Origin of the sequence: uncultured Dialister sp. (genome assembly GCA_900314595.1) — a bacterium.
GTDB lineage: Bacteria > Bacillota > Negativicutes > Veillonellales > Dialisteraceae > Dialister.
Window position 1 is genome coordinate 1 of the sequence record OMVW01000044.1, and the last position, 12,683, is coordinate 12,683.

General features: G+C 48.9%; 13 protein-coding genes. All 13 read right to left on the reverse strand.

Features of this window, described 5'->3' with window-relative positions:
- Window positions 1-392: 392 nt before the first annotated feature.
- A complete protein-coding gene (locus tag QZN42_RS08835; protein ID WP_296956703.1) occupies window positions 393-827 on the reverse strand; it encodes a ribonuclease H in 435 nt (144 codons plus the stop codon).
- Window positions 824-2,023 carry a DUF3084 domain-containing protein gene (locus QZN42_RS08840; protein ID WP_296956706.1) on the reverse strand — a complete coding sequence of 400 codons (1,200 nt, stop codon included), beginning with the start codon at window positions 2,021-2,023 and terminating at the stop codon, window positions 824-826. Before QZN42_RS08840 ends, QZN42_RS08835 begins: the two co-directional genes overlap by 4 nt.
- Before the next feature lie 224 nt (window positions 2,024-2,247).
- Complete coding sequence (locus tag QZN42_RS08845) at window positions 2,248-3,333, reverse strand: LptF/LptG family permease (protein ID WP_296956709.1); 1,086 nt, start codon at window positions 3,331-3,333, stop codon at window positions 2,248-2,250.
- A gap of 30 nt (window positions 3,334-3,363) precedes the next feature.
- Window positions 3,364-4,086, reverse strand: coding sequence for an LPS export ABC transporter ATP-binding protein (lptB, locus tag QZN42_RS08850; RefSeq protein WP_296956712.1), 723 nt, complete (start codon window positions 4,084-4,086; stop codon window positions 3,364-3,366).
- Complete coding sequence (locus QZN42_RS08855; protein ID WP_296956715.1) at window positions 4,083-4,934, reverse strand: LptA/OstA family protein; 852 nt, start codon at window positions 4,932-4,934, stop codon at window positions 4,083-4,085. The genes lptB and QZN42_RS08855 overlap by 4 nt, the downstream gene beginning before the upstream one ends.
- Window positions 4,931-5,473 carry an LPS export ABC transporter periplasmic protein LptC gene (gene lptC, locus QZN42_RS08860; protein ID WP_296956717.1) on the reverse strand — a complete coding sequence of 181 codons (543 nt, stop codon included), beginning with the start codon at window positions 5,471-5,473 and terminating at the stop codon, window positions 4,931-4,933. The genes QZN42_RS08855 and lptC overlap by 4 nt, the downstream gene beginning before the upstream one ends.
- Window positions 5,470-6,456 carry a lysophospholipid acyltransferase family protein gene (locus QZN42_RS08865; protein ID WP_296956720.1) on the reverse strand — a complete coding sequence of 329 codons (987 nt, stop codon included), beginning with the start codon at window positions 6,454-6,456 and terminating at the stop codon, window positions 5,470-5,472. The genes lptC and QZN42_RS08865 overlap by 4 nt, the downstream gene beginning before the upstream one ends.
- Before the next feature lie 35 nt (window positions 6,457-6,491).
- On the reverse strand, window positions 6,492-7,022 hold the full coding sequence (locus QZN42_RS08870; RefSeq protein WP_296956721.1) for an HAD family hydrolase: 531 nt from the start codon (window positions 7,020-7,022) through the stop codon (window positions 6,492-6,494).
- Window positions 7,022-7,990, reverse strand: coding sequence for an SIS domain-containing protein (locus tag QZN42_RS08875; RefSeq protein WP_296956724.1), 969 nt, complete (start codon window positions 7,988-7,990; stop codon window positions 7,022-7,024). The genes QZN42_RS08870 and QZN42_RS08875 overlap by 1 nt, the downstream gene beginning before the upstream one ends.
- A gap of 449 nt (window positions 7,991-8,439) precedes the next feature.
- Complete coding sequence (gene kdsA / locus QZN42_RS08880) at window positions 8,440-9,285, reverse strand: 3-deoxy-8-phosphooctulonate synthase (RefSeq protein ID WP_296956726.1); 846 nt, start codon at window positions 9,283-9,285, stop codon at window positions 8,440-8,442.
- A complete protein-coding gene (gene kdsB, locus QZN42_RS08885; protein WP_296956730.1) occupies window positions 9,282-10,013 on the reverse strand; it encodes a 3-deoxy-manno-octulosonate cytidylyltransferase in 732 nt (243 codons plus the stop codon). The genes kdsA and kdsB overlap by 4 nt, the downstream gene beginning before the upstream one ends.
- Window positions 10,013-11,119 carry a tetraacyldisaccharide 4'-kinase gene (gene lpxK, locus QZN42_RS08890; RefSeq protein WP_296956732.1) on the reverse strand — a complete coding sequence of 369 codons (1,107 nt, stop codon included), beginning with the start codon at window positions 11,117-11,119 and terminating at the stop codon, window positions 10,013-10,015. Before lpxK ends, kdsB begins: the two co-directional genes overlap by 1 nt.
- On the reverse strand, window positions 11,116-12,438 hold the full coding sequence (locus QZN42_RS08895; protein WP_296956735.1) for a 3-deoxy-D-manno-octulosonic acid transferase: 1,323 nt from the start codon (window positions 12,436-12,438) through the stop codon (window positions 11,116-11,118). Before QZN42_RS08895 ends, lpxK begins: the two co-directional genes overlap by 4 nt.
- Between the last annotated feature and the right edge of the window lie 245 nt (window positions 12,439-12,683).

The window sequence follows — 12,683 nt, forward strand, 5'->3', positions numbered from 1 at the left end:
ATTTTGTCGTATTTTTTTCGACTTTTTTGCACAAAAAAGCACGCACCTTTCGATGCGTACTTGAACTATTTTATGAATTTCTTAAGTTAATGACATTGAGGTTAATAGTTAATGGGCTGCAAACTTTCTTCCGGATGGAAACTGTCTTCAGGGAAAGTGTGCATTGAGGTTAATGGGTAATCGTCCGCAAGCTTTCCTACGAAAAGAAACTGTATTTGAAAGAACTTTACACTGGGGTTAATGGTTAATGCTTCGCCTGTGCAGAGTCCCCATATAAACTCGCGGCCCCTCAGGGCCGCCACCTTCCCGATCACCCCGACATCCCCGATTCTCCAGATATCCCCGATTCAAAAGTTAATGATTATATAGCTTCCTTTTCTAAAAATAGTTTCTCACACTTTCTTGTGCCCCACGTCTTCTGCCTTCACTTTTCCCAGGTAGATGCAGCCGATGATCCAGGCCACATAGTCGTCAATGGGGACCGGTACGGAGCGCATGCCTTTCGGAATGAGTCTGGCAAATCCCTTTGCCGGATGGTCCTTCCAGTACCACTTTTCCCCCATTTCAGTGGTATATTTTTCATTCACCAGGATGACAGGAATATCTATTTCCAGTTTTTTCAGGAGTGTTTCCGCCCGTTTCTTCATGATTTCATGCCGGGTGCCATTGCCCATGATGAAAGCCCCCGGCTTATATTTCTCAAGAAGCGGCGTGATTTCCTCTTCAAACCGGGTGGTGGGGACCACTTTTTTCCATACCAGTGATCCTTCTTCTTCCACGAAAGCCACGCCGGTCTTGTCTTTCCCGGGATCTGCGGCGATGATCATGGCCGGTCGTCCTTTCTTTCTACTTTCACGTCGATGGCAAGAGGTCCCTGGGAGTATACGTCCCTTACGACAGTGACGGTAAGGATACAATTTCCTCCAAAGTTCTTCACTTTCTGGATGACATTCATCAGTTCCTGTCCTTCCAGGACTCCCACATTGCCGGTAATCGGATCCGGAAGCACCCCTTTGGACTGAGCGTACCGGTTGAGGTCTTTCAGGAATCGGAGGACCTTAAGATCATAGTTCTTTATTCCCTGGTAGTTATCAAGATTTCCTTTATAAATGGTCTCGCCTTTGCTGAAGATAAGCCGGCTGTCATGGATATCAAAGTCGATGACCAGTCTTTCGCCGCGGATGAGGTTCTGGGCAGCTACTACGCGGACCAGTTTCTTCGTCTTCCCATCAGTGACCTGGTTGACTGCATCATTGAAGTCAGCCTCACTGATCCGGATCAGGTTTACATTATCTTCTTTAATATTCATCTGCTGCTTGAGCATATTATTGATATCATTGAGTACGCTGTCCAGTACTTTGACCGACTGGTCGCGGCTCATGTGTTCATCCACCGTAACCGATGTAATGAGCTGGCCCGCCTGAAGCATGACCTGTCCTTCTCTGAGGGCATAAATATTATTCAGGAGCGCTTTCTTTTCTTCATTGAGGTTGGAAATATTTTTATTCAGTTCGTTTTTCGTCTGTTCCAGTGCTTCGATTTCTTCAGCCGACTTCTCCACCCCTGCCTGTGCTTCGTCATAGGCCTGCTGCACAGAGGCGAGCTCACTTTCCATGTAGAGCCTCTGGCTTTCCACACGGTCCAGTTCTTTGGAAGTTTCTTCGGATTTTTTCGTTACATCTTCATATTCTTTATTTCTTGCTTCCAGCTGCATCTTTCCTTTTTCCAGTTCCCTGTTTTTCACCTTGATTTCCTGGTTCAGGCTGTCCATTTCCGCCTGCAGCTGGGACAGGCCGAAGAGAGCCACCCGCACATTTTCATTGACTACTGCCAGTACGGCAATGGTAGTAAATGAAATAAGGATACCGGAAATAATGGTGACGATGACCGATGTATATTTCGGACGCAGTCCAAAAAGAGTCAGCCTTTTCTTGCCGACTTTCGAACCGATACGGTCTCCCAGAAAAGCGATAGCCCCACCCATAATGATGAGGACGAGAAACATGGCAGCCCCTATGAACATGAATGCTCTCCTTTCGTTTATTAACATATATTTAATTATACCCTTTTTGGCGGGTAATAGAAAGGCAGAGATTTCCGCCTTCCCATGCAGGGGGACGGATTACGGGAATTGTCCTGACCCTGAGGTCATTTTCATAAAAGAGGCCTGTGAGGCGAAAAAAGTTTTTCCGAAAAATCTGCCAAATAAAAAGTGAGTCCCCCAAAGGAGACTCACCCGGTCTGTACTTACTTATCCACTCTTCTGATGAGCCAGCAGCCGCAGAAGAGGGCGATGATATTGGGCAGCCACACCGCCATCACGGCCGGCATGACGTGTCCTTTGCCCAGAGCTTCGAGGAAAGTCATGATGGCATAGTATACGAAAATGATGACAACGGAAATTCCGAAACCGATGGAAGAGGAGGAGCGCTGCTTCTGTACGCCCAGAGGCGCCCCGACAATGGCAAAGACGAAGGAGGCCATGGGCAGCGAGAAACGGCGGTGAATTTCCATGACCAGAGGCGTAGTATCCGCATGAGCTGCGCGATAGGCCTGTTTGGCCAGGAGAAGTTCGCGAATGGTCATTTCGTCGTAATTCTTCTTTTCTTTTGGAATTACTTCAGGAGACTGGGCATAGGGGATTTCCTGATGTTCGAAGTGCATCATGCGGTCCACTCCATCCCCGGTCAGATCATAAATGACTCCGTCTTCCATGATCCATACGCCGTTTCGCCAGACGGCTTTCGGCGCATTTTCCACGCGGGTCACTTCTTCATTTTCAAATTCCTGGACTGTTATATTTTCCAGTTCTTTCGTCTTCGGGTTGTAGCGGCGGGCGTAAAGGAGATGGGCAATCTTTCCTTTCTGCACGTCCCGTACCACCACATGGTCTGTCACTCCGGGATTCAGGTTCTTCTTGATTTCCGTATTGAGCACGTAATCATACTCCCTGTTCGTCCAGGGCACTACATATTCATTGAAGGCCACGGCACAGAGGCTGATAATGAGGGAAATAAGGAAGACCGGCGCAGCGAGGCGAAGGAAGCTCTGCCCGGAGGAACGCATGACGATGAGTTCACTGGCACCGGAAAGTTTGGCAAAGCACATGAGTGCCCCGAGAAGCACAGCCATAGGGAACGTATAGACGACGATTCTCGGCAGGGCCAGAATGAAAATTTTCAGCGCAGAGGTGGAAGATGCCCCGTACTTGGTCACATAGCTTGCGATTTTCAGGAGCGTATCAGCGCCAAGGAAAATGGCTGTAAAAGCAGCCACTCCGAAGAGGAAAGGAGCAAGAAATTCATTCAGTATGTATTTATCAAGCAGCCGCATAGAATTCCCCTCCTTTTTGTGTATCTATAATCATAGTCTGAAATTTTCCCCCAGGTAGAATTTTTTCGCTCTCGGGTCTACGGCAATATCTTCGGCTCTGCCCTGGAGAAGGATTTTCCCCTCGGACAGGATGTACGCATTGTCAACGATACGGAGTGTCTCGCGTACATTATGGTCTGTAATCAATATGCCGATACCCCTCGTTTTGAGGTGGAGCACTACACTCTGGATATCTTCCACCGCCAGGGGATCGACTCCTGCAAAAGGCTCATCGAGAAGGATGAATGCAGGGTCCATAGTGAGGGACCGGGCGATTTCCACCCGGCGCCGTTCGCCGCCGGAAAGAGCGCTGCCCAGAGTATTTCTTACATGGGTGATATGGAATTCTTCCAGCAGGGCTTCTGCTTTTTCTTTCCGCTGCCCGGAAGTTAGTTCTTTTCTTGTCTCCAGAAGGGACATGAGGTTGTCCCACACGGAAAGGCCGCGGAATACAGAGGCTTCCTGGGGAAGATAACCGATGCCGAACTGATGTCTTTTGTAAATAGGCAGGCCCACGAGGGATGTCCCGTCTACTGTGACATCCCCTTCTTCCGGGGTAATAATGCCTACAATCATGTAGAAGGTGGTGGTTTTACCGGCCCCGTTCGGCCCGAGGAGGCCTACGATGGATCCCTGCTCCACTTCCACGTTCACATGGTCCACTACAGTTCTTTCACCATAGCGTTTGACGAGGTTATGGGTTTCTATCTTCATTTAGGTTCCTTCGTTTCTAAGGGATTTTCCGGGATATCCGGCCGGCCTTCAATGGGTGTGGCTTCGGTGACCGGTCCTTTCGGTTCAGATTTGCCGCTGCCCGGGGAAGAATCTTTTTCTCCATTGTCATCAGCAGCGCCTGTATTGACGATAACGATGGTGCTTCGTCCGGTAGTTTCTACCACTTTATCAGCATCCCGGAGCACCAGTTCCGGTCCGTTGAATGTATTTCCTTTCTGATTCACCCAGGCATTGCCTGTGAGGACCAGTTTCCCGTCGGTTCCTTCCCGTCCGGTCCTTGTATATATGGCACGGTCTCCATAACCGGTGGCTTCATGGAGTTCGCTGGAAAGGTTGACCCCTCCGGTGGCAACGATTTTGACCTGCTTCATATTTCCTTCAATATGAGGAGCCTGTACAATGCCATCCGGTGACTTGAGGTATCCGTTTCCTTCGATTTTTCCAAATCCTGTATCCGGATTGTAAATGACATCGTCTCCTTTTAAGACACGTTTTTCTACAGAATCATTGAAATATACATTTCCCACGCCCCGGGTGGTCTTATCTTTATAGAGGAACAATTTCTGCGCATCCAGCGTGGAGGAATCCTTCACGTAATGTACTCCTCCATCAAGGAAAGCGCTCCTGTCTTCGAAATGATACTGCCCGTTCTTTGCGGTAATGGTGGCTCCCTGATTGGCATGAATGACTACATTGCCTTTTGCGGTGACAGTCTTTGTCTTACCGTCATAGGTGAGGACATCGGCGGTAATATCATCGGCCAGGGCCGTCCCCATGGCGCAGGCGGAAATGGCCACTGCTGCCAGTACTGTATATAATGGTTTCACTTTGTATCCTCCTTGTCTGCCAGCTTCGCGTGGCCCTTTGCTGTAATGACCCGGATGATCCGGTCTGCCGTAAAAGAATCGCCGGTCAGGACTTTATTATCTTTGGTCGCAGTAAAGAATTTATCTGTGGAAAGTATTTCCTTATTTCCATCATAAGTCAGGTTTTCGGCATAGAGTTCTTCCCCTGCCTTATTGGTACCGTGAACGTTTCCTTCAATATAAACGGTTTTTGTCTTGCGGTCAATCTTTCCGCGGTCTCCCACCAGATGAAGTTCATCACCGTCTTTAAAGTAGGAGCCTTCCACACCAGTCAGGAGCACCAGATTTTTATCTGCGCTCATCTCAACGTTTTTGGCCTTGAAACGGTAAACAAGCTGCCCGTCCTTTGTTTCCTTCATGTCTATATTTTTAAAAGACATGGCTGCCGAGGAGCTGGCGCTCTGGTTCATGGCTTTATTGTCATCTTTAAAGAGGAAATAGATGCCCAGCGCAATGAGCAGAATCACCACTACGATGATCAGGGTTTTCCTGTTTTTCATGCCTTTCCTCCTTTTGTCTCGTTCCAGTCTTCCGTCATGCCCGCCTTGAATTTTTCTTTTTCTTCTTCAGGAAGAGCATTGTACATTTTTATTTTACCCGGCCTTGTCCAGAAAAGATGCTGGAACCAGAGCCAGTCGGCCGGATGGGCTTTGATGAATTCTTCAAGGATGGTGGCCATTTTCTGGGAGTTCACGAGAAGGTCCCGTTCTTTATCTCCCGTTTCTTCATAGTAGAAATGTTTTCCCACGCAGATGGTATGGCCTTTTCCATCTTCATTTCTCACCACAAAGATAGGAACGATGGGAGCTTTGAATTTCCTTGCAAATACGGCCGGCCCCTGGGGAAAGGAGAAAACCCGGTTCAGGAACAGGACGGGTACGCCCGCTTTATCTCCATCCTTATCGGAAAGGAATCCCAGGATATGATTTTTCTTCATGGACCGGGCAGCGGCAATCATTTCATAACCGCCGGTGCCGGTGAGGAAAATATGCTGTCCCGCCATGGCCCGGTATTCATTAATCATCTTCATCAATACGTCATCGGACTGCTTCTTCCCGATAGCGCTTGTATCATAGCCGTGAAGGGCAAGGCCTGCGCCAAGCCATTCCCAGTTGCCCATATGGGCGGTAAGCCCTACGATACCCTTCTTCTCTGCATAAGCAGCTTCCAGGTATTCGGGATGGTCTATTTTTACATAATCGTCAATATGATTTTTTTCTTTACAAAGCCTTGGCATGTACATCATTTCCATGGCAGACATACCGATATTCCGGTATACCTTCTGCAGCAGCTCCTCTGCTTCCGGGCGCGAAACCTTAAGGCCGAACATGATCTGTTCGATCCCCCGGTTTTTCTGCTTTGCTATGCGGTTCATGATGAAGGGCCCAAGGAATCGCCCTATAGACAGGATCCTGTCGTAGGACATGGAACAGATCAGGCTGCTCAGTCCTTTCAGGAACCCGTATCTTACACTGAATAACATGGCTTCTCTTCTTTCGGAAATGATTCAATCATCTGTTACTGGCGGACTTCCACTTTTTTATAGTAGGAAGATACCGCTTCTTTCCAGCGATGCTGGGATTTGATGATAGTCTCTATAAATTCTCTGGCCGCTCCATGCCCGCCGCTGCAGGTGGAAATAAAAGCGGCTTCTTTTTTATTTTCATTCATCCCGTCAGCGGGACAGCCGGAATAACCGACTTTTTCAAAAAGGGGAAGGTCGTTCAGGTCGTCCCCCATGTAGGCCGCCTCATCCCAGGAGAGACCATACCGGTCAAGAAGTTCTGCGAGGGCGGATACTTTGTCGCTGATGCCCATAAGGACGAAATCGCAGGATAATTCTTTCGCCCGGTTTTCTACCAGGATGGAACGCCTGCCGGTGATGAATCCGGTCTTGTAGCCCATGCGGTGGGCCAGCGCAAGGCCAAGGCCATCATGGGCATTGAAAAGTTTATAAGCTTCTCCCTCCGGTCCCATGACCAGGTTACCGTCTGTCAGGGTTCCGTCTACATCAAAAGCGATGAGTTTAATCTTTTTTGGTGCTTTCATCACATGACCCCCTGCTTCAGAAGGTCTGTGATATGAAGCATACCGATGGCCTTTCCTTCTTCCACTACGGGAAGGACAGTAATGGGATGGGGCTTATGCTGCTCCATGCGGTGCAGCGCTTCTGCCGCCAGTCTTTCTTTTGAAATCAGCTGAGGATTCTTCGTCATGGCTTCCCTGACCGGACGGATAAGGAAATCCATGCCTTTTTCCAGTCCCCGGCGGACATCCCCGTCTGTCATGAGACCTTTCAGTCTTCCTTCCTCATCCACCACGGATACGGCGCCCAGCCCTTTGTCCGTCATCACAAAGAGTGCATCCTTGACGGAAGCATTTTCAGAAATCAGAGGATTTTCATCCCCTTTATGCATGACCATATCCACCGTCAGGAGAAGTTTCTTACCCAGAGATCCGCCCGGATGGAAAATAGCAAAATTATCTGCCGTAAAGTGATGTCTTTCCATAAGGCATACGGCAAGAGCATCGCCCAAGGCAAGGGCCGCAGTTGTCGAACTTGTGGGAGCCAGGCCCAGGCTGTCCGCTTCTCTCTTCACTCCGGCATCCAGCACGGCATCTGCATTTTTTGCAAGAGTGGAATTTGTCTTCCCTACGACTGCGATAAGTTTGGCGCCGATTCGCTTGAGGGAAGGAAGAATATTCAATACTTCAGCGGTTTCACCACTGTTGGAATAAGCAATCACCACATCTTCCGCAGTCACCATGCCCAGATCTCCGTGAATGCCTTCTGCCGGATGAAGGAAGAAAGCCGGAGTGCCGGTGGAAGCCATCGTGGCAGCCACCTTGCGGGCGATATGGCCGGATTTGCCCATGCCTGTCAGCACCACACGGCCTTTCGCATTTTCGATAAGCCGTACAGCTTCTTCAAACTGGCCATCCAGTTTATCTACCAGTGAAACCACTGCATCTGCTTCGTCGCGAAGAACCCTTGAAGCTGTTTCAATGACTGACATAGTGCCTCCTCTAAGAAATGGAAAATTTGATTATTCTTTATTATACAATAGATTGGTGTCGTTCGGTGAGATTTTGGATAGAATCACCGGAGACAACCCGAAAAACAAAAAGAAAACTTTATAATGAACAGCTTTTGAATCGGGGCTGTCGGGATTATCGGGAAGGTCGGGGCTGTCGGGAAGGTGTGCCGCTTCGCGGCACGAGTTTATATGGGGACTCTGCGCAGACGGGGCAATTAACCATTAACCATTAACCCGAATGTACATTTTTTCAAAAAAAGTTCCTTCCGGCATAGGGTGATTCATCTTATAGCCATTACCCATTACCTATTCCTCATCGGCCCTCACATACCATTTCCTGTCACGAATGTCTTCCAAGAACTGCGGACTGACCACTGATAACTTTTTATTCAGCTTTCTATCGTTCAGTCCGCTTTACAAAAATCCGCTTATTTCCCCGGAACCAGTCCTTTTTCTTTATCCTTCTTCACCACATTGTTGATGGCAATGAGGTCTTTCAGCAGATCTTCCAGGGAAGAAAGATAGAGCATATTGGTGGAATCGGAGAGCCCTTCCGGAGGATTGTCATGGACTTCCATGAAGAATCCGTCTACGCCGGAAGCAGCAGCGGCTCTGGCGAGATAGGGAATGAATTCACGCTGTCCGCCGGTGGTATTTCCCATGCCTCCCGGAAGCTGGACGCTGTGGGTTGCATCGAAAATAACAGGATAGCCGAACTGGCGCATAATCGGGAAAGAACGCATATCCACCACAAGATTATGATAACCGAAGGATGCGCCTCTTTCTGTAATGGCGATATTCGGGTTGCCTGCTTCTTCCAGTTTTCCGATGACATTTTTCATATCTTCCGGTGCCATAAACTGGCCCTTTTTCACGTTCACCGGTTTACCCGTCTTTGCCGCGCCGTATACGAGATCGGTCTGGCGGCAGAGGAATGCCGGAATCTGGAGCATATCCAGCACCTGGGATGCCGGAGCGAGCTGTGTCACGTCATGGACATCGGAAAGTACAGGAACCTGCAGTTCCTTTTTGATGGATGCAAGGATTTCCAGGCCCTTTTCCAGTCCCGGTCCGCGGAAAGAATTGTAAGAAGAACGGTTTGCCTTGTCATAGGAAGCTTTAAAAATGTACTGTACACCCAGACGCTCGCAGATTTTCTTGATTTCACGGCCGATCATGAGGGTCCTGTCATATCCTTCAATGACACAGGGGCCGGCGATGAGGAAGAGCTTGCTTCCGTCGATGGTTAAGTTGCCTACATGGATTGTTTTCATAAGTGGTTCCTTTCGAAATATTCATTGACTTTTTTCAGATCTGCTTCTGTATCGATTCCGATATCTTCCGAATTCAGCCGGATGACACCGATTTTGTAACCCATTTCCAGTGCCCTGAGCTGTTCCAGGGATTCCGTCTTTTCCAGCGGTGTCTGTTCCATTTTCGCATAGGAAAGGAGGAAATCACGCCGATAGGCATAGATGCCCACGTGTTTCAGCGGCGGTTCCACGAAATCATGTCTCGGGTAGGGAATAAGGGATCTTGAGAAATAAAGAGCTTCTCCCCTGCGGCTTACTACGACTTTGACAGCGGAAGCATCATCGTATTCATCTTCATGAAGAGGGGTAGCTACGGTAGCCATGTCCAGTTCCGGATGGTCCAGGAGGTCTTTCGCCAGATTATCGATGATATCCGGGTCAATCAGAGGTTCATCGCCCTGTACGTTGACAATGATATCATATTCCGGATATTTTTCCGCCACTTCTGCCAGCCTGTCCGTACCTGTGGGGTGGTTCACGGAAGTCATGACCACATTTCCGCCAAAAGACTTCACTTCTTTTTCAATAGCTTCATGGTCGGTGGCTACGATGACGATATCCGGTACTTTGGCCCGGATGGCCCTTTCATAGACACGGTGCACCAGGGTTTCTCCCGCAATCATCCGGAGCGGTTTTCCCGGAAGCCTCGTAGAGGCATAGCGGGAAGGAATAATACAGGCTACTTTCATTATAAGTCCTCCCATTGTTGTTTTAACAATTCCAGGCCTTCCGGGAAGGTCATTTCTATTTCCAGTACGTAAAAGGGTATCTCTGATTCATGGATACTTGAAAGTTTCATCATTTTTACTGCATCTTTTTCCGTAATCAAAACGCAGTCTGCGCCGGATAAAGCGGCTTCGGAATCGCATTTCCTTATATCTTCCTCCGTATAGGCATGGTGGTCGTCAAAGGCCATCTCTCCCACCGGAATGAAACCTGCTTCTTTAGCGGTTTCGCCAAAGGCAGCCGGATTTCCGATGCCGCTCATGAGGTATGCTCTCTTTCCTTTCATTTCCGAAAGAGGCCCTTCATGGATACGGCCTTTCCAGTCATCATAATGGACTGCTTTCGCCGGACTGTGGCAGGAAGTGGTCACCGGGATTCCGGGAGCCAGCTTTGTGAGGCGGTTCTTTATTTCTTCTATTTTCGAAGGCTCTGCCTGATCGCTCTTTGTAATAATGAAGAGCGATGCCCGTTTCAGGGCAGAGAGCGGTTCCCTGAGGAGACCTCTCGGCAGGGCATGTTCATAACCAAAAGGATTGGTCGCATCGAGAAGGATGATATCCCTCTCTCTTTTCAGTTTCCAGTACTGAAACCCATCATCCAGAAGGAGCAGGTCCGCTCCCAGGCGCTTTGCCCGTTCTGCGGAAATAATCCTGTCCTTTCCGACCAGTATAGGGACTTTCGGCAGTTTCAGGGCCATCATGTATGGTTCATCGCCCGCCATCTTCTGGGAAACGAGGATTTCCTTTCCGTCAGAAACGATGCCTCCCTGTTTTTCCAGACCGCTCCGGTACCCGCGGCTGATGACAGCCGGATGACGGCCGGCCGCAGTCAATAATTCTGCCAGCCGGATGATGCAGGGCGTCTTTCCCGTGCCGCCGGCAGTGATATTTCCCACGCTGATCACCGGAATACCGGCATCCAGTGCATGAGAAGATGCGTTTTTCTGTTTTTTTGTCACCTGGGAGAGGTAAATTCCTTCCAGACTTTCAAGAATGGAAAGCGCCAGCCTGTCCTTCCCCGAAGGGTGCGGATTCTTCATGAGGCCGGTGACGTAACTTTCAAGACTCATGCTCGCTCCTTCAGCTTGATTCCATATTCTTTGACCAGTTCTTTAAAAGCGTCGATATTTCTTTCCGTAGCCCCCTGGTTTTCATGGACCACTTCCAGTGCGGCCCTGCCCATTTTTTCCATTTTTTCCGGATGGTCCAGAAGGTCAAAAAGAGTTTTCTCAAATGCATTTTCATCCGGTGTCATGATGCACACGCCCCGGCTGGTAAGAAGTTCGAATATTTCCTGGAAATTGAACATGTAGGGTCCTACGAGCACCGGTTTGCCGTGAGCTGCCGGTTCAAGGATATTGTGGCCGCCCACTTTCACAAAGCTGCCACCTACAAAAACTACATCGGCCAGGCTGTAAAGACGGCCCAGCTCACCAATGGTATCCAGGATGACCACCTGTGTTCCTTCTCCATCGTCTTCCTCACTGCCCATTTTGGAACGGCGGATGACGGAAAGATCATGATGCTTGATCATGAATTTCACGGTAGGTGCGCGGGTGATTTCGCGGACTGCCAGGAGAAGCCTGGCATCCGGATATTTTTCAAGGATTTTTTTGAAAGTGCGGACTACGATTTCCTCTTCTCCGCCGTGGGTGGAACCTGCCACGATGATGGGACCCTTCCCGTCAAAGCGGAATTCTTTGCGCAGCCTGTCTCTTTCTTCTTCTGAAACTTCCGCATAAGTCTGGTCGTACTTCGTATTTCCTGTAATGGTTACCCTTTCCGGCAGGGCGCCCATGGAAATGATACGTTCCTGATCGATTCTGGACTGCATGCAGAATTTACGGATCTGGTAAAGCATGCGAGTGGTAAATCTTTTAATCAGGGAATACCGCTTCATGGACCTTCCGCTGATTCGTCCGTTCATCATCATGACAGGAATTTTCTTCCTCCATGCCAGACGGAGGAAATTCGGCCACAGCTCGGTTTCGATGAGGATGATCGCCTTCGGATTGACGATATTCACGATTCGTTCCGTAATAACCGGCAGGTCAAAAGGAAAGAAAATGTGTCCGTCCGCTTCCGGGATGATCCGCTGTGCCATGCGGTGGCCTGTGGCAGTAACCACGGAGACTACCACCATTTCATCGGGATACTTCTTTTTCAGTTCCCTCACGATAGGGCTGGCTGCCACCACTTCCCCAACGGAAGCCGCATGAACCCAGATCGCATTGTGATCGGCAATCTGGAGCAAGGTCGGTGTAGGCATGATGCCTGCACTCTGTTTCAAACGGTCGTAGAATCCTTCTTCAAAAACGAGCCGGTATATGAGGATCGGGATTTGAAGGATCCAGTAGGCTACCAGACAAATGTTGTAGAACCAGTACAAAGGTATTCTCCTTTTCTTGGAAATACGGGGGATGAACAGTGGTTAGTGGTTAGTAGTTAGTGCCTCATGGTTCCATGCAGGATTTTTAATTCCCGGATGGAAAGCACTGAAAACTAATGGCTAACTGCTAACTGCCAACTGCTAATTGCAATGTCATTAACTTAAGAAATTCATAAAATAGTTCAAGTACGCATCGAAAGGTGCGTGCTTTTTTGTGCAAAAAAGTCGAAAAAAATACGACAAAA

Excerpts from the sequence above, each read along its gene's own strand:
- QZN42_RS08865 (WP_296956720.1), bottom strand. The coding sequence starts at position 6,456 with ATGTTATTCAGTGTAAGATACGGGTTCCTGAAAGGACTGAGCAGCCTG.
- QZN42_RS08875 (WP_296956724.1), bottom strand. The coding sequence starts at position 7,990 with ATGTCAGTCATTGAAACAGCTTCAAGGGTTCTTCGCGACGAAGCAGAT.
- QZN42_RS08840 (WP_296956706.1), bottom strand. The coding sequence starts at position 2,023 with ATGTTCATAGGGGCTGCCATGTTTCTCGTCCTCATCATTATGGGTGGG.
- QZN42_RS08870 (WP_296956721.1), bottom strand. The coding sequence starts at position 7,022 with ATGAAAGCACCAAAAAAGATTAAACTCATCGCTTTTGATGTAGACGGA.
- lptB (WP_296956712.1), bottom strand. The coding sequence starts at position 4,086 with ATGAAGATAGAAACCCATAACCTCGTCAAACGCTATGGTGAAAGAACT.
- kdsA (WP_296956726.1), bottom strand. The coding sequence starts at position 9,285 with ATGAAAACAATCCATGTAGGCAACTTAACCATCGACGGAAGCAAGCTC.
- QZN42_RS08835 (WP_296956703.1), bottom strand. The coding sequence starts at position 827 with ATGATCATCGCCGCAGATCCCGGGAAAGACAAGACCGGCGTGGCTTTC.
- kdsB (WP_296956730.1), bottom strand. The coding sequence starts at position 10,013 with ATGAAAGTAGCCTGTATTATTCCTTCCCGCTATGCCTCTACGAGGCTT.
- QZN42_RS08845 (WP_296956709.1), bottom strand. The coding sequence starts at position 3,333 with ATGCGGCTGCTTGATAAATACATACTGAATGAATTTCTTGCTCCTTTC.
- lpxK (WP_296956732.1), bottom strand. The coding sequence starts at position 11,119 with ATGAGTCTTGAAAGTTACGTCACCGGCCTCATGAAGAATCCGCACCCT.
- lptC (WP_296956717.1), bottom strand. The coding sequence starts at position 5,473 with ATGAAAAACAGGAAAACCCTGATCATCGTAGTGGTGATTCTGCTCATT.